This is a genomic window from Candidatus Accumulibacter contiguus (genome assembly GCF_012940005.1).
In the GTDB taxonomy this organism is placed as follows: Bacteria; Pseudomonadota; Gammaproteobacteria; order Burkholderiales; family Rhodocyclaceae; genus Accumulibacter; species Accumulibacter contiguus.
This window is the reverse complement of record NZ_SPMX01000071.1, coordinates 18,717-34,502: the sequence shown is the minus strand read 5'-3', so window position 1 is coordinate 34,502 and position 15,786 is coordinate 18,717. Positions and strand designations below refer to the sequence as shown.

10 protein-coding genes and 1 pseudogene are annotated in these 15,786 nt (G+C 62.2%); 8 read left to right on the top strand and 3 right to left on the bottom strand.

Annotated elements, in window-relative coordinates:
- Window positions 1-6 precede the first annotated feature (6 nt).
- The 7 genes from E4Q08_RS19830 to malQ all read left to right on the top strand — a co-directional run bounded on the left by E4Q08_RS19830 (window position 7) and on the right by malQ (window position 10,830).
- Entirely contained in the window at window positions 7-3,219 is a 3,213-nt protein-coding gene (locus E4Q08_RS19830; protein ID WP_169071636.1) for an efflux RND transporter permease subunit, read from the top strand.
- Complete coding sequence (locus tag E4Q08_RS19825) at window positions 3,212-4,621, top strand: efflux transporter outer membrane subunit (protein ID WP_169071635.1); 1,410 nt, start codon at window positions 3,212-3,214, stop codon at window positions 4,619-4,621. Before E4Q08_RS19830 ends, E4Q08_RS19825 begins: the two co-directional genes overlap by 8 nt.
- A gap of 211 nt (window positions 4,622-4,832) precedes the next feature.
- Window positions 4,833-5,675 carry a polyphosphate kinase 2 gene (gene ppk2, locus E4Q08_RS19820; protein ID WP_169071646.1) on the top strand — a complete coding sequence of 281 codons (843 nt, stop codon included), beginning with the start codon at window positions 4,833-4,835 and terminating at the stop codon, window positions 5,673-5,675.
- Window positions 5,676-5,749: 74 nt separating this feature from the next.
- Window positions 5,750-6,580, top strand: a complete 831-nt coding sequence (fabI, locus tag E4Q08_RS19815) for an enoyl-ACP reductase FabI (protein WP_169071634.1) — start codon at window positions 5,750-5,752, stop codon at window positions 6,578-6,580.
- A 47-nt stretch (window positions 6,581-6,627) separates the two neighbouring features.
- The gene (locus tag E4Q08_RS19810; RefSeq protein WP_169071633.1) at window positions 6,628-8,040 is read left to right on the top strand and encodes a bifunctional enoyl-CoA hydratase/phosphate acetyltransferase; all 1,413 of its coding nucleotides are present in this window, start codon (window positions 6,628-6,630) and stop codon (window positions 8,038-8,040) included.
- Between the two features lies 1 nt (window position 8,041).
- Entirely contained in the window at window positions 8,042-9,226 is a 1,185-nt protein-coding gene (locus E4Q08_RS19805) for an acetate/propionate family kinase (RefSeq protein WP_034909002.1), read from the top strand.
- Between the two features lie 74 nt (window positions 9,227-9,300).
- Complete coding sequence (gene malQ, locus E4Q08_RS19800; RefSeq protein WP_169071632.1) at window positions 9,301-10,830, top strand: 4-alpha-glucanotransferase; 1,530 nt, start codon at window positions 9,301-9,303, stop codon at window positions 10,828-10,830.
- Between the two features lie 126 nt (window positions 10,831-10,956).
- On the opposite strand, the gene E4Q08_RS19795 is transcribed toward malQ, so the two are convergent.
- A complete protein-coding gene (locus tag E4Q08_RS19795) occupies window positions 10,957-12,366 on the bottom strand; it encodes an N-acetylmuramoyl-L-alanine amidase (protein WP_169071631.1) in 1,410 nt (469 codons plus the stop codon).
- Window positions 12,321-12,824 carry a tRNA (adenosine(37)-N6)-threonylcarbamoyltransferase complex ATPase subunit type 1 TsaE gene (tsaE, locus tag E4Q08_RS19790; RefSeq protein WP_169071630.1) on the bottom strand — a complete coding sequence of 168 codons (504 nt, stop codon included), beginning with the start codon at window positions 12,822-12,824 and terminating at the stop codon, window positions 12,321-12,323. Before tsaE ends, E4Q08_RS19795 begins: the two co-directional genes overlap by 46 nt.
- Between tsaE and queG the strand changes: the two genes are divergently transcribed.
- Window positions 12,819-13,961: a tRNA epoxyqueuosine(34) reductase QueG gene (gene queG / locus E4Q08_RS19785; protein ID WP_169071629.1), complete on the top strand. Its 1,143-nt coding sequence runs from the start codon at window positions 12,819-12,821 to the stop codon at window positions 13,959-13,961. The genes tsaE and queG overlap by 6 nt on opposite strands.
- A 38-nt stretch (window positions 13,962-13,999) precedes the next feature.
- On the opposite strand, the pseudogene E4Q08_RS19780 reads toward queG, so the two are convergent.
- Window positions 14,000-15,639, bottom strand: a pseudogene (locus tag E4Q08_RS19780) (electron transfer flavoprotein-ubiquinone oxidoreductase).
- Window positions 15,640-15,786 lie beyond the last annotated feature (147 nt).

The following is a 15,786-nucleotide window of genomic DNA, read 5'->3' as shown; positions in this document are numbered from 1 at the left end:
GCGACCATGTCCAAGTTCTTCATCAACCGGCCGATCGTCGCCATGGTCATTTCGATCCTGATGACCATCATCGGCCTGGTCGCCATGGCGGGCCTGCCGATCGCGCAGTTCCCGAACATCGTTCCACCGACGATCCAGGTCAACAGCACCTACACCGGCGCCGACGCGCTGACCGTCGAGCAGGCGGTCGCCACGCCGATCGAGCAGCAGATGTCGGGCGTCGACAACATGGACTTCATGTACTCGATCAACGCCAACAACGGCCAATCGACCCTGTATGTCACCTTCGACGTGGCGACCGACGCCAATACCGACCAGCTCCTGGCCCAGATGCGGGAGGGCCAGGCCGAGTCACAACTGCCATCCGACGTGCGCAACTACGGCGTCACGGTACAGAAGTCGACCTCGTCGCCGCTGATCATGTTCGCGCTCTATTCGCCGAACGGCACCTACGACAACGTTTTCCTGGCCAACTATTCGTACATCAACATCAACGACCAGATGACGCGCGTCAAGGGGATCGCCAGCGTCACGGTCTTCGGCGCCGGCCAGTACGCGATGCGCCTGTGGGTGCGGCCCGATGTCCTCGCCAAGCTGAACATCACGATTCCCGAGATCGTCAACGCCATCAACGCCCAGAACACCGTCAATCCGGCAGGCCAGGTCGGTGCCGAGCCGGTACCGGCAGGTCAGGAGTTCACCTACGCGGTGCGTGCGCAAGGACGCCTGGTCAGCGAAGAGGACTTCGGCAAGGTCGTGCTGCGCGCCAACCCCGACGGCTCGATCGTTCGCGTCGCCGATGTCGCGCGTATCGAGCTCGGCGCGCAGACCTACAATATGCAGGGCCGCCTCAACGGCAAGCCGGCCGCCCTGGTGGCGCTGTACCAGATACCGGGCGCCAACGCGCTCGACGCGGCGAACGGCGCCAAGGCTCTGATGGAGAAGATCAAGCAGGGCTTCCCACCCGACCTGGACTACGTTATCGCTCTCGACACGACGCTCGCCGTCACGGAAGGCATCAAGGAAATCGAGCACACGCTGTTCGAGGCGCTGGTCCTGGTCATCATCGTCGTCTTCATCTTCCTCCAGGGCTGGCGTGCGACGCTGATCCCGCTGCTCGCCGTGCCGGTCTCGCTGGTCGGTACCTTCATGCTCTTCCCGATGTTCGGCTTCTCGATCAACACGCTGTCACTATTCGGTCTGGTGCTGGCGATCGGCCTCGTCGTCGATGACGCCATCGTCGTCGTCGAGGCGGTCGAGCACCACATCGAGCACGGCCTTTCAGCCAAGGACGCGACGCTCAAGGCAATGGACGAAGTCACCGGGCCGGTGATCGCCATCGCCGTCATCCTCGCCGCGGTTTTCGTGCCGACCGCCTTCATTCCCGGTATCACCGGCCAGCTCTACCAGCAGTTCGCGGTGACCATCGCCATTTCGGTGATCATCTCGGCGTTCAACGCACTGACCTTGAGTCCCGCCCTGTGCGCGCTGCTGCTCAGGCCGAAAGTCAAGGGCAGCGGTCCGTTACAGAAATTCTACGACGGGTTCAACCGCGTCTTCGGACGAATCACTAACGGCTACGTGGGGACCTGCCGGATCGCGATACGCAAGAGCCTGGTCAGCCTGATTTTCCTGGTCGGCGTCGCCGCAGTCGCCGGACTGTTCGGGAAGACCCTGCCGACCGGCTTCCTGCCCGACGAGGACCAGGGCTATGTCTTCGCTGGCGTCCAGTTGCCCGACGCCAGCTCGCTGCAGCGCACGTCCGAGATCGCCCGTCAGGCCGAGGAGATGATCATGGGCGTACCCGGGGTCAAGTACGTGACGACGGTCGTCGGCTACAGTATGCTGAGTCAGGTGCAGAACACCTATAGTGCCTTCTTCTTCATCACCTTCGAGGATTGGGCGCTGCGCAAGAAGCCCGAGGAACAGTACGCGGCGATCAAGGCCGAACTGACGAAACGACTGTCGGGCATCAGCGGCGCGATCGGCTTTGCCTTCCCGCCGCCGGCGATCCCGGGCGTCGGCGTCTCCGGTGGTGCGACCTTCGTCCTTCAGGATCGTGCCGGCAAGGATCTTGCTTTCCTCGCCGAGAACACGACCAAGTTCCTGGAAGCCGCGCGTAAGCGCCCCGAACTTGCTGGCGCAACGACCACCTTCCGCCCGGTCGTGCCACAGCTATTCATCGAAGTCGACCGCGACAAAGTCCTCAAACAAGGGGTCAACATCAGCGACGTGTACAAGACGCTGCAAAGCTTCCTGGGCAGCGGCTTCATCAATTACTTCAACCGCTTTGGACGCCAGTGGCAGGTCTACGTCCAGGCTGAAGGCGAATACCGTACCAACATCGAGAATATCGGTCAGTTTTACGTGCGCAACAAGGACGGCCAGCCGGTCCCGCTATCGGCGCTGACCTCGGTGCGCAGCATTGCCGGACCCGAGTTCACGATGCGCTACAATCTCTATCGGAGCGCCCAGATCAACGCCTCGGCGGCGCCCGGTTACAGTTCGGTGCAGGTGATGCGCGCACTTGAGGAGGTCTTCGCCGAAACCATGCCGAGTGAAATGGGCTACGACTACATGGGTATGTCGTTCCAGGAGCAGAAGGCGCAGAAAGGCATTTCGCCGGTCGTCATCTTCGCTTTCTCGCTGCTCTGCGTCTTCCTGATCCTGGCGGCGCAGTACGAGAGCTGGTCGCTGCCGTTCTCGGTCCTGCTGGGCACCCCGATCGCCATCGCCGGCGCTTTCGCCGCGCTGCTCTTGCGTGGCCAGGAGCTCAACGTCTATGCGCAGATTGGCCTGGTAATGCTGATCGGCCTTGCCGCCAAGAACGCCATCCTGATCGTCGAGTTTGCCAAGATGGAGTACGAGAAAGGTGAGCTGTCACTGGCCGATGCGACGCTCAAGGGTGCGCAGTTGCGCTTGCGACCAATTCTGATGACTTCTTTCGCCTTCATCCTCGGCTGTGTGCCATTGGCGATTGCCAGCGGTGCCGGCGCCATTTCGCGGCAAGTGATGGGCGGCGCGGTGATCGGCGGCATGCTGGCAGCGACCGGCATCGCGATCTTCCTGGTCCCGGTGACCTTCTACGTCGTCGAGAAACTCGGCCACAAGGGGGAAACCAATGTCTCTCACGCCGAGAGTGGAGAAGCCACTGCCCCGCACGCGGCCACAGAAGAACAGCCAGCCAGCACCGGCAAGGAGGGTAAGGACCATGCGTAACATCGTGATTGCCCTGCTGGCGCTGTCTGCCAGTGGCTGCATGGTCGGACCCGATTACCTGCGCCCGGCCGTAGACACCCCCACCGCCTGGCGCCTGAGCGATCAGACGGCTCTTGATCTGGCCAATACCGCCTGGTGGGAACAGTTCGGCGATCCGGTGCTCAATGATCTGGTCGGCACGAGCCTGCGTGAAAACAAGGACCTGCTGATCGCCAGCGCGCGCATCGACGAGTTCGTCGGTCGCTACGGCATCGTTCGTGCGCCGCTGTTCCCGCAGGTCGGCGCCAGCTTCGAAGCCAGTCGGCAGCGGAGTTCGATCTCGGCCCTGGACGCCGGCAGCAGCACCTACAACAGCTACCAGGCGGTATTCACTGCCAGTTGGGAAATCGACATCTGGGGCCGTATCCGCCGCCAGAGCGAAGCCGCGCGGGCACAGCTCCTGGCCAGCGAGGACGCACGGCGTGCCGTCATCCTTTCGCTGGTCGGCAGCGTGGCCGGCGCCTACGTCAACCTGCGCGACCTCGATCGCCAACTGGAAATCGCCAGGGCGACCGCGAAAAGTCGCGGCGATTCCTACGACATCTTCAAGCAGCGCTACGCCGGAGGCGTCATCTCGCTGCTCGAACTGAGCCAGAACCAGTCCCAGTACGAGGAAGCCCTGGCCACCATCCCGAGCATCGAAAAGTCGATCGCCCAGCAGGAAAACGGCCTCTGCGTGCTGCTGGGTCGCAACCCTGGACCGATCGCCCGCGGCAGGAACATCGATCAACTGAGCGTGCCTGCCATCCCGGCCGGTCTGCCATCCGATCTGCTCGAGCGCCGCCCTGACCTGCAGCAGGCCGAACAGAACCTGATTGCCGCCAATGCCCTGATTGGCGCCGCCAAAGCGGCCTATTTTCCGACGATCTCGCTGACCGGCCTGTTCGGTTATGCCAGCAGCAGTCTTGGCAAGCTGTTCGACAGCGAGTCGAAGGTCTGGCAGTACGCCGCGCCGATCAGCATGCCGATCTTCACCGCCGGGGCCATTGCCGGTCAGGTGCAGGCCGCGGAAGCGCAACAGCAGCAAGCACTGTTTGCGTATCAGAAAGCCATTCAGCAAGCGTTTCGCGAGGTCAATGACGCGCTCGTTGATCAGGACCGGACCGGTGTGCAGTTACAGGCGCAGAAACGCCAGGTAGGCGCGCTGCAAGAGTATGCGGGAACGGCCCGGCTGCGCTACGAGAATGGCTACACCAGCTACATCGAGGTTCTCGACGCCGAACGCAGCCTGTTCAATGCCCAGCTACAATACACGCAGACGCAGCAGACCCGTTTGCAGGCAATGATCAACCTCTACAAGGCCATGGGCGGCGGCTGGGTGGTCGAGGCGGACAGGATGGCCAGCGTGGGCAAGGCACAATGAAACGGCACCCCGGGGTAAGTGTTCACCGAGCAGCAGGCCGATTGCCTCGTGATTGGCATCTTGCGGAACCGTGAACGGTATTGCAGGGCTCGACCGAACGTTTGGGGATTCTCCGGCGCAGTGAAAGCAGATATCTCGAAAGGAATGCGAAATGGGCAAAAAAGGCAAGTCGGCAAAGAAAAGCAGGACCGAGCGGGTCGTCAATCCGGACATGCCGTCCGGGACGGTGGCGGAAGAAACGCCAGAAACGACCGAGACCCCGGAAAAACCGGTGAAGAGGATGTCCAACAAGATTTACCTCAAGGAACTCGAAAAGCTCGAGGCCGAACTGGCCCATCTCCAGTCGTGGGTGATCAAGCAAGGCCTCAAGGTGGTGATCGTCTTCGAAGGCCGTGACGGCGCCGGCAAGGGTGGCACGATCAAGGCCATCACCGGCCGCGTCAGCCCGCGCGTCTTCCGGGTTGTCGCCCTGCCGGCGCCGACCGAGCGCGAAAAGAGTCAGATGTACGTGCAGCGCTACCTGCCGCACCTGCCGGCCGCCGGCGAGGTCGTGATCTTCGACCGCAGCTGGTACAACCGCGCCGGTGTCGAGCGCGTCATGGGCTTCGCCAGCGAAGAACAGGTGGAGGCTTTCCTCAAGGGGGCACCACTGTTCGAAAAGCTGATGGCTTCGGGGCTCAACAATATCCTCCTGCTCAAGTACTGGCTGGAAGTCGATATGGACGAGCAAACACGCCGCCTCGAAGCGCGTATCACCGATCCGCGCAAGCAATGGAAGCTCTCGCCGATGGACCTCAAGTCCTACAGCCACTGGTACGACTACTCGCGCGCCCGTGACGAGATGTTCAGGGCGACCGATACGGAGTGGGCACCGTGGTTCGTTGCACGCTCCAACGACAAGAAGCGTGTGCGCCTGAACATCATCAAGCACATCCTGAGCAGCATTCCCTACGAAGTGGTCAAGCAGCCGAAGATCACCCTGCCCAAACGGCAGAAACCGGGCGATTACCAGGAAGTCAAGCTGCCGCTCAAGTATGTCCCGGAGGTTTACTGACGCCGGCCTGAGGGGTCAGAGAAGGACAAACATCGAAGGAACTCATCCATCCCCAGTATCGACAGGAGATAGCCATGACCGAACCACTCAACGATCCCGATGGCCCGGCGCTACAGCCGATCGGGATTCCTCAACAGCCGCTCGCCGGCAGGAAAGCGCTTGTCATCGGCATCGCCAACAAGGACTCAATCGCCTATGGCTGCGCACGCGCCTTCCGCGCCTGCGGGGCGGATCTGTCGATTACCTACCTCAACGACAAAACGAAGCGCTACACCGGCGAACTCGCTCAGGCACTGGGCGTTGACGACGCGCTTTACTTGCCGTGCGACGTGCGTCAGCCGGGCCAGCTCGAGGCAGTTTTCGAGACCATTGAGCGGAAATGGGGCAAGCTGCACGTCGTTTTGCATTCAATCGCCTTTGCACCCATGGAAGACCTGCATGGCCGGGTCGTCGACTGCTCGCGTGACGGTTTCCTGATGGCGATGGACGTCTCGGTGCACTCGCTGCTGCGCGTTGCGCATCTGGCCGAGCCGCTGATGGAGAAGGAAGGTGGCAGCATTTTCACGATGAGTTACTTCGGTGGCGAGAAGGTCGTCCCGCACTACGGGATCATGGGGCCGGCGAAGGCAGCGCTGGAGTCGGCTGCACGGTACCTGGCTGCAGAGTTGGGACCGAAAGGCATCCGCGTCAACGTCATCTCGCCGGGACCGGTGATGACCCGGGCGGCATCAGGAATCGATCGCTTCGACGAACTCCTGGCCAAGACCAAAGAAAAGGCGCCGACCGGAAAACTGGTTACCCCCGATCAGGTTGGCCTTGCGACGGCCGCTCTGGCGTGCGACTTCGCCTCGATCGTCACCGGCGAGGTTCTCTATATGGACGGCGGTTACAACATCATGGGTTAGTCGTTTCGCCCCTCCCGCCTCCACCCTCCAGCGCAAAGAGCACACAGATGAGCCCGGAAACCCTCCAGAACCGCTGCTTCGACGAAATTCACATCGGCGATACGGCGAGTATCAGCCATACGCTGACCTTGCAGGACGTGCAGCTTTTCGCTGCGGTTTCAGGCGAGATCAGTCCGACCCACCTCGACTCCGAACTGGACAAACAGCTCGGCCCCGGCGATCTGAGCGCGCACAGCATGTGGCTGGGCGCCCAGGTTTCCGGACTGCTCGGTAATCAGCTTCCCGGCCCGGGCACAGTGTACGCCGGGCAGGATCTCGAGTTCCACGCGCCAGTCACCATCGGCGAACAGATCACGCTGAGCATCACGGTGCGTGAGAAGCATGCCGAAACCCGTCGCGTCACTTTTGACTGCCGCTGCGTCAATGCCCGCGGCGAGACGGTGATGACCGGCTCTGCCCGCGTCATCGCGCCCAAGGTGAAAATCACCATGGAACGCCCGGACGCTGCACAGGTATCGATCCAGAGCCACGACAACCTGGAGAATTTTGTCGGGCGCTGCCGGCAACTGCCGCCGGTAGCCGTCGCGGTGGCACATCCCTGTGACGAATCTTCTCTTGGCGCCGCCCTCGAAGCCAGCCGCGAGGGCCTGATCGAGGCCATCCTGGTGGGTCCGCTGGCGCGCATCCGTACGCTTGCCGAACAACAGGGTTTCGACCTCACCGGCATCCGCCTCGAAGACGTGCCGCACAGCCATGCCGCGGCCTTCCGTGCCGTTGAACTGGTCCGCCTCGGACAGGCTGCAGCGTTGATGAAAGGCAGCCTGCATACCGACGAACTGATGGCCGAAGTGGTCAGCAGGGAAACCGGCCTGCGTACCGAACGGCGCATCACGCACGCCTTCCTGATGGACGTGCCGACCTACCACAAGCCATTGATCGTCACCGATGCGGCGATCAACATTTCTCCCGATCTCGACACCAAGCGCGACATCTGCCAGAACGCGATCGATCTGGCGCATGTCCTCGGCATCGCCCGCCCCAAGGTGGCGATCATCTGCGCGGTCGAAACGATCAATTCCCGGATGGCGTGCACCACCGACGCCGCCTCGCTGTGCAAGATGGCCGACCGCGGCCAGATCTCCGGTGCCATTCTCGATGGGCCGCTGGCACTCGACAACGCAATCAGCAAGGAAGCTGCACGGATGAAGAAAATCGATTCCCCGGTTGCTGGCGATCCGGATATCCTGGTCGTCCCTGATCTCGCGGCCGGCAACATCCTCGCCAAGCAACTGACCTTCATGAGTCATGCCGACGGCGCCGGCATCGTTCTCGGCGCGCGTGTGCCGATCATCCTGACCAGCCGTGCCGACAACAAGCGGACCAAGCTGGCTTCCTGCGCGGTTGCCTGCCTGATGGCCAGCGTGCCGATGGTGGATGGCTTGACGAAGGGCGGAGGCTGAAATGGAACAGGTGATTCTGGTCATCAACGCCGGCTCGTCAAGCCTGAAGTTCTCGGTTTTCGAGCTGCCGGACACGGGTGAGATGCGCGTCAGGGCGGTCGGCCAGGTAGAAGGTCTCGGCACGGCCCCGCGCCTGAAAGCGAAAGATGGCAGTGGCCGGAGCATCGCCGATGTGCGCTGGCCAAACAGCGAAATCACGAACCATGAAGAGGCTCTGCAGGAAATCGCCACGCTCCTGCGTTCACGCTTCGCGGGACAGGTTCTGGCCGGTGTCGGCCACCGCGTGGTGCATGGTGGGCCGGATTATTCGGCACCGCTCCTGATCACGCCACAGGCGATGGACGCGCTCGCGGCTTTCGTGCCGCTCGCGCCCTTGCACCAGCCGCACAATCTCGCCGCGATCCGCGCGGTGCAGGCCGTGCAGCCGGAGTTGCCACAGGTGGCCTGCTTCGATACCGCCTTTCACCGCACACAGGATATGGTCGGACAGTTGTATGGTCTGCCCTACGAATACTACGAGCGGGGTATCCGGCGTTACGGCTTTCATGGTTTGTCCTACGAATACATTGCGGCAACCCTGCCGACGATCGCGCCTGAAATCGCCAGCGGGCGGGTCGTGGTGGCGCATCTCGGCAGCGGTGCGAGCATGTGCGCGCTGCTCAACGGTCGCAGCGTCGGCAGTTCGATGGGCTTCACCGCGCTCGACGGCCTGATGATGGGTACTCGACCGGGCAACATGGACCCCGGAATCGTCCTCTACCTTCTACAGCAGGAGGGTCTCTCCGCCAGACAGATCGAAGACCTGCTCTACAAGCGCTCCGGCCTGCTCGGCCTGTCCGGCATCGGTAATGACATGCGCGTTCTGCTGGCCAGTGAGGAACCGCGCGCCAGATTGGCGATCGACCACTTCATCTACCGCATCAAGCGCGAACTCGGCGCGCTTGCAGCGGTGCTCGGCGGCCTCGACGCCCTGGTGTTTACCGCCGGCATCGGCGAGAACAGCGCCCGCATCCGGCAACTCGTCTGTGAGCAGGCGCAATGGCTGGGAATCGACCTCGACCCGGCAGCCAATGAACGGGGAAGCGCACGTATCAGCAGCGCCGGCAGCAGGGTATCGGCATGGGTGGTACCAACCAACGAGGAACTGATGATCGCGCGCCATACCCGCAAGCTCCTCGAACTGTGATCCACCTTCGCCAGGCAAGCACGAAGTAACGTCATTTTTGACCCCCACGCACTCAGTCGAGACAAAGGACTCGCATGACCACCTCACTTCCCCGACATAACGGTATTCTCTTGCATCCCACCTCGCTGCCCGGACCGCATGGCTCTGGCGACCTCGGCCCGGCGGCGTATCATTTCGTCGACTGGCTGGTTGGCGCCGGCCAGTCGGTATGGCAGGTACTGCCACTCGGCAGTGTCGGGCCAGGCAACTCGCCGTACATCAGCCCTTCAGCTTTTGCTGGCAATGAACTGCTGATCGATCTGTGCCAGTTGCGCGACGCCGGCTGGATCAGCGAGGCCGATCTCAGGTCGCTCCCCGCTTTTTCTACAGGGCGGGTCGATTACGACGCGGTACGGCACTTCCGGATTGCCCACCTGCGACGTGCCGCCAAACACTTCTTCAGCCACCAGAGCGTTGGTCAGCGCCTGGCCTTCGAAGGCTTCTGTGCCGCTGCGCGTGGCTGGCTTGACGACTATGCGCTGTTCATGGCACTCGACATCGCCCACGGCGGTGATGACCGGATGTGGCAGGATTGGCCTGCGCCGCTGGCTCAACGCCAGCCGGCAGCGCTCATTGAAGCCCGGCGCCAGCATGCCGAAGAAATCGACTTCTGGAAGTTCTGCCAGTGGCGCTTCTTCGAGCAATGGTCGGCGCTCAAGCACTACGCCAATGCTCGCCACATCGAACTCGTCGGCGACCTGCCGATCTTCGTCGCCGCGCACAGCGCCGATGTGTGGGCGAATCCACAGCTATTCGACCTCGACAAGAAAGGACATCCACGCGTGGTGGCTGGCGTGCCCCCGGATTACTTCAGCGCCACCGGGCAGCGCTGGGGCAACCCGCTGTACCGCTGGTCGGCACACGCGGCTGAAGATTATCGCTGGTGGGTCGAGCGGATGCGGCAAACGATGAGGCTTTGCGACGTCGTGCGCATCGATCATTTTCGCGGTTTCGAGTCATTCTGGGAAATTCCTGCCGCGGCCAAGACAGCCGTCAACGGGATCTGGCGGCCCGGCCCGGGCGAAGCCGTGTTCAACGCCATGCGCCGCGAGCTGAGCGACGCGCAAGGTCGGCTGCGCATCATCGCCGAGGATCTCGGCATCATCACCCCCGCAGTCAATGCCCTGCGCCTGGCCATCGGTCTGCCCGGCATGCGCATCCTGCAGTTTGCTTTCGACGGCGACGCCAAAAACCCCTACCTACCGCACAACTACGAAGCCAACACGGTGGTCTATACAGGCACCCATGACAACGACACCAGCCGCGGCTGGTGGGAGTCGCTCAGCCACCCGGAGCAGGATTATGTGCGCTCCTACCTGGGTGTCGGCGACGAAAGCAGCGAAGAAATACACTGGCAACTGATCCGCCTCGCCTGTTCCTCGGTCGCCTCGCTGTGCGTCATTCCCATGCAGGACGTGCTCGGCCTCGATTCGACACACCGCATGAACGCGCCGGGCCTCGGCGAGGGATCCTGGGAGTGGCGCTTCAGCTGGCAGCAGGTCGATGATACGCACTCCAGACGCCTTGCTGAACTGGCGCGGCTATACGGGCGACGGCGAGCTTGAGTGCTCCTCAACGACCTTCTTTTCATGCCGGCCGCATCGAAACGCTTGCCGATATCATCCGCCGGAAAGCCGCGTCCCCCGGACTTTTTGAGAAGTCAGCTCGTGCTCACAACGAGATGGGGAATGTTAGTCCAGTCTCGCCAGCGTCGACTTGGCCAGAGGGGGATTCTTGGCGAAATATTTCTTGATCCCCGAGAAAATCGCTTCGGCCATCTTGTCCTGGTAGGAGTCATCGTTCAGCCGCTTCTCTTCTTCGGGATTCGAGATGAAAGCGGTCTCGACGAGGATCGAGGGAATGTCGGGGGCCTTGAGAACGGCGAAGCCGGCCTGCTCGACGCTGGCCTTGTGCAGCCGGTTGATGCCGCCGATCTCGCCAAGAACGGCCTTGCCCAGCTTGAGGCTGTCGTTGATCGTTGCGGTTTGCGAGAGGTCGAGCAGCGTACGGGCCAGGACGGGATCCTTGACGTCGATATTCACGCCGCCGATCAGATCGGCAGCGTTTTCCTTCTGCGCCAGATAGCGTGCAGCGGAACTCGAAGCGCCACTCTCCGAGAGAACGAAGACCGACGAGCCGTTGGCATCCGGGCGGACGAAAGCGTCGGCATGAATCGAAACGAACAGGTCGGACTGAATTCGCCTGGCTTTCTGCACCCGTGCATGCAATGGAACGAAGAAATCCGAGTCGCGCGTGAGCACCGCGCGCATGTTGGGTTCGGACTCGATCTTGGCCCGCAAGCGCTTGGCCACCGCCAGTGTGACGTTCTTTTCCAGGCTGCCGCCGCTCCCGACGGCTCCCGGATCCTCGCCGCCATGTCCCGGATCCAGGGTGATGGTTACCAGGCGATCGACCACCGGCCGGCCATGACGCCTGGACGCAGCTTTCTGCTCGGCAACTGGCTGTGGCTCGGATTTCAACTCTGGTTTCAACTCGGATTTCAACTCGGATTTCAACTCGGATTTCGTTTCCGCCCTGGCTTCTGCAGGTAGCTCCGGACGGGTATCCGGTTTGCTGGTGGGCCGACTTTCGAGCGCTGCGGGTCGAGGCTCCTTGTTGTCAAGCAGCGAAAGCAGCGGATCGGGCGGGTTCAGGGGATACACGTCGACAACCAGTCGATGCCCGTACCCCCCCACCGGCGGCAGGACGAAAACCTGCGGATTGACCTCGCCTTTGAGTTCCATGACCAGGCGGACGACGCCGGGCTTGTAACGCCCGGCCCGCAACAGCTTGATGTTGGGATCGTTGGCAGCGACCTTGTTTCCCAGGCTTTCGAGCACATTGTTCAACTCGATGCCTTCGAGGTCGACGACCAGGCGCTCCGGGTCCTTGACGATGAAATGGGTATATTTCAGGGGGGATCCGTGTTCGATCGCCACCCGCGTATAGTCTGGTGCCGGCCAGATGCGTACCGCCAGAACGCCCGGGTTGCGGTTGGCAGCGGCGGTCGACAGCGGACTGACCGTCAGCAGTAAGGACGCACCGGTAAACTTGATCAGCTTGCGGCGTCCGGCCAGCCGCTCTGCAGCGCTTTCAGACATTCTTTTCCCTCCACGCTAGACGCAAAGACACCGAGCAGCCGCCCACGCTCGGCAAACTGGAAGCGAACGACCAGATCGGGGAGCGGTACGTAGCCAGCAGCCTTTTCAGGCCACTCGACCAAGCATATGGCATCGTCGCGGAAGTACTCGGCAAGCCCTGCATCCAAAAACTCTTCTGGAAAGTTGAAACGATAGAAATCAAAGTGATACCAGTATATCCTCGAAATCACATAAATTTCAACCAATGTATAGGTCGGACTTCTGACCGGCCCTGCATGATGGCGTGCACGCAACAGTGCGCGCACCAGCGTCGTCTTGCCGGCGCCGAGGTCGCCATCGAGCCAGACCACCATGCCAGGATGGAGCAGCGGTGCCAGTTGGCGGCCAAAGGCAGCGGTCGCCACCTCATCTGGCAGGTGCAGGGTCAGCGTAGATTGCTTATCATCCGGATCATGCACGCAGGGAACTCCCAAACAGGCGCGAGTCTGGCAGAAGGCCAGACCGATTATGCCCAGGTCGTCAGACGGATCAGGCAATGCGCACAGGAACTCGGCTTTGCCTCGATCGGCATTGCCCGCGCTCAGGTTGCCACGGCCACGCCGTGGCTGATGCGCTGGCTGGCACTCGGCCGCCACGGCGAGATGGATTATATGGCCAAACACGCCGCCTTGCGCGCCGCGCCAGAGCTCTTGTTGCCGGAGGTGCTATCGGTCATTTCGGTCCGCCTGCCCTACTGGCCTGCAGCCGCCGATGCGCAGGTGCAACTCGCCGACGGCGAACTCGCCTACGTCTCGCGCTATGCGCTGGGGCGCGACTATCACAGAACGGTTCGCAGCCGACTACAGAAGCTCATCGACCGCCTCCGTCACGAAGCCGCGTCGCTGGGACTGGCCGCGCCTTTTGCCTGCCGTGCGTTTTCCGATTCGGCCCCGGTCATGGAGACCGAGTTCGCAGTGCAGGCGGGCATCGCCTGGCGCGGCAAGCATACGCTGTCGTTGACGCGCGAGGGATCTTGGCATTTTCTCGGCGAGATCTACACCACCCTGCCGCTGCCACCCGACCAGGCGATCCATGATCACTGCGGTGACTGCCGGCGTTGCCTCGATGCCTGCCCCACCGCGGCGATCGTCGCACCCTACGAAGTCGACGCGCGCTTGTGCATTTCCTACCTGACGATCGAATTGCCGGGAGCCATCCCGGTAGCGCTGCGTCCCTTGATCGGCAACCGTATCTACGGCTGCGACGACTGCCAGTTATGTTGCCCGTGGAACCGCTTCGCCCGGATTGGCGATGCCGATTTTGCAGTTCGCAATGGTCTCGATGCGACGCCACTGACCACCCTCTTCGCCTGGAGCGAAGACGAATTCAACACGCGCCTGGCGGGCAGCGCGATTCGCAGGATCGGACACCAGCGCTGGCTGCGCAATATCGCCGTCGCGCTCGGCAACGCCCGCAGCTCGCCGGCGATCGTCGCGGCTCTGGCAGCGCGCCAGAACGACCCATCACCGCTGCTGCGCGAGCATGTCGCCTGGGCACTGGCCGAGCAGGCCGGTCGGCATCGTGAGCCGCTCGACGACGTTCACGGTCACGGCTGATTCGCACAGGCAGCGTCCTCACCGACCCATCCCAGCACTCACATATTGGGATAGTTGGGCCCGCCGCCGCCTTCAGGAGCTACCCAACGGATGTTCTGCGTCGGGTCCTTGATGTCACAGGTCTTGCAGTGCAGGCAATTGGACGCGTTGATCTGCAGGCGCGCGCCCCCGGCCTCCTCGACGATCTCATACACGCCCGCCGGGCAGTAACGCTGCTCCGGTGAAGCATATTCCTTGTAATTGATCGAGATGGCCTTGGTACTGTCGAGCAACTGCAAATGTATGGGCTGTTCTTCCTCGTGCGCCGTGTTGGAGACGAAGACCGATGACAGCCGGTCGAAAGTCAGCTGGCCGTCCGGTTTGGCGTACGGGATGGGCTGATAGCGGGCAGCCGGGGCGAGTTGCTCATGGTCGCTGGTCTTGTCCTTGAGTGTAAAGAACATGCGGCCACCGAAAAGATTCTGCTGAATCCAGTTGAATGCGCCGCCCATGAAAGTGCCGAACTTGTGCAGGGCCGGACCGAAATTGCGTGCCCGGTAGAGTTCGGCATACAGCCAGCTGTCCTTGAAGGCCTGCTCGTAAGCCACGAGATCGCTGCGCCCCTGGTCTCCGGTCTGCAGCGCCGCATGGACCGTCTCGGCGGCCAGCATTCCCGACTTCATTGCGGTGTGCACCCCCTTGATCTTGGCGAAATTCAGCGTACCAGCATCACAGCCGAGCAGCAACCCGCCAGGGAAAGTCTGTTTCGGCAGGCTGTTCAGCCCGCCCTTGGTAATCGCCCGCGCTCCGTAGCAAAGGCGCTTTCCCCCTTCGAGATACGGTCTGATCTTGGCCTGCGACTTGAAGCGTTGAAATTCCTCGAAGGGTGAGAGATAGGGGTTGGCGTAATTGAGATCAACGATCAGGCCCACCACGACCTGATGATCTTCCATGTGGTAGAGGAATGAACCCCCGGTCGCGCCGTGCTCGCTGAGCGGCCAGCCGGCGCCATGGACCACCAGCCCGGCTGGTGTTTCGCGGGATCGATCTGCCAGAGTTCCTTGATCCCCAGACCATAGTGCTGGGCGGTTGCGTTGGCGGCAAGATCGTAGCGGGCGAGCAGCTCCTTGCCGAGCTGGCCGCGTGCCCCCTCGGCAAACAGCGTGTATTTGGCGTGCAACTCGAGGCCAGGCTGGAAACTGTCCTTCTCTGCGCCGTGCTTGTCACGGCCCATGTCGCCGGTAGCCACGCCTTTGACCGAACCGTCGTCGTGGTAGAGAATCTCGGCCGCGGCAAAACCTGGGAAAATCTCGACCCCCAGCGCCTCGGCCTGCCCGGCGAGCCAGCGACAGAGACTGCCGAGACTGATGATCCAGTTGCCGTTGTTGTGCATCGGTGCCGGGACGGCAAAATTGGGCAGCTTCACTGCCGAGGTCTCGCTGCGATAGAGATAGACCTGATCCTCGCTGACCGGGGTCTTCAGCGGGGCTCCTCTGTCCTGCCAGTCGGGCAGCAGTTCATCGAGCGGCCGGCTCTCGAAGAGGGCGCCCGAAAGGATGTGGGCACCGACCTCCGACCCCTTCTCCAGCACCATCACCGCCAGGTCTGGATTCAGCTGTTTGAGGCGAATCGCTGCGCTCAAACCCGCCGGACCCGCGCCGACAATCACTACATCATAGTCCATTGCTTCACGTTCCATCACCACTCCTCCAGGTTTCTCAATCGCTCCGGGCCTGACCGAAGGCCCCCCGATACCGGCTTGGTCGCTGGTCCGATGCACTCTCATCAGCCGGCGCACACCCCCTTGTATCGTATACCCCAGTCCGGGTATGTGGTCAACGTCTGG

Coding starts and splice junctions, on each gene's coding strand:
- E4Q08_RS19830 (WP_169071636.1), top strand. CDS start 7: ATGTCCAAGTTCTTCATCAACCGGCCGATCGTCGCCATGGTCATTTCG.
- fabI (WP_169071634.1), top strand. CDS start 5,750: ATGACCGAACCACTCAACGATCCCGATGGCCCGGCGCTACAGCCGATC.
- malQ (WP_169071632.1), top strand. CDS start 9,301: ATGACCACCTCACTTCCCCGACATAACGGTATTCTCTTGCATCCCACC.
- E4Q08_RS19795 (WP_169071631.1), bottom strand. CDS start 12,366: ATGTCTGAAAGCGCTGCAGAGCGGCTGGCCGGACGCCGCAAGCTGATC.
- ppk2 (WP_169071646.1), top strand. CDS start 4,833: ATGCCGTCCGGGACGGTGGCGGAAGAAACGCCAGAAACGACCGAGACC.
- E4Q08_RS19825 (WP_169071635.1), top strand. CDS start 3,212: ATGCGTAACATCGTGATTGCCCTGCTGGCGCTGTCTGCCAGTGGCTGC.
- queG (WP_169071629.1), top strand. CDS start 12,819: ATGCACGCAGGGAACTCCCAAACAGGCGCGAGTCTGGCAGAAGGCCAG.
- E4Q08_RS19810 (WP_169071633.1), top strand. CDS start 6,628: ATGAGCCCGGAAACCCTCCAGAACCGCTGCTTCGACGAAATTCACATC.
- E4Q08_RS19805 (WP_034909002.1), top strand. CDS start 8,042: ATGGAACAGGTGATTCTGGTCATCAACGCCGGCTCGTCAAGCCTGAAG.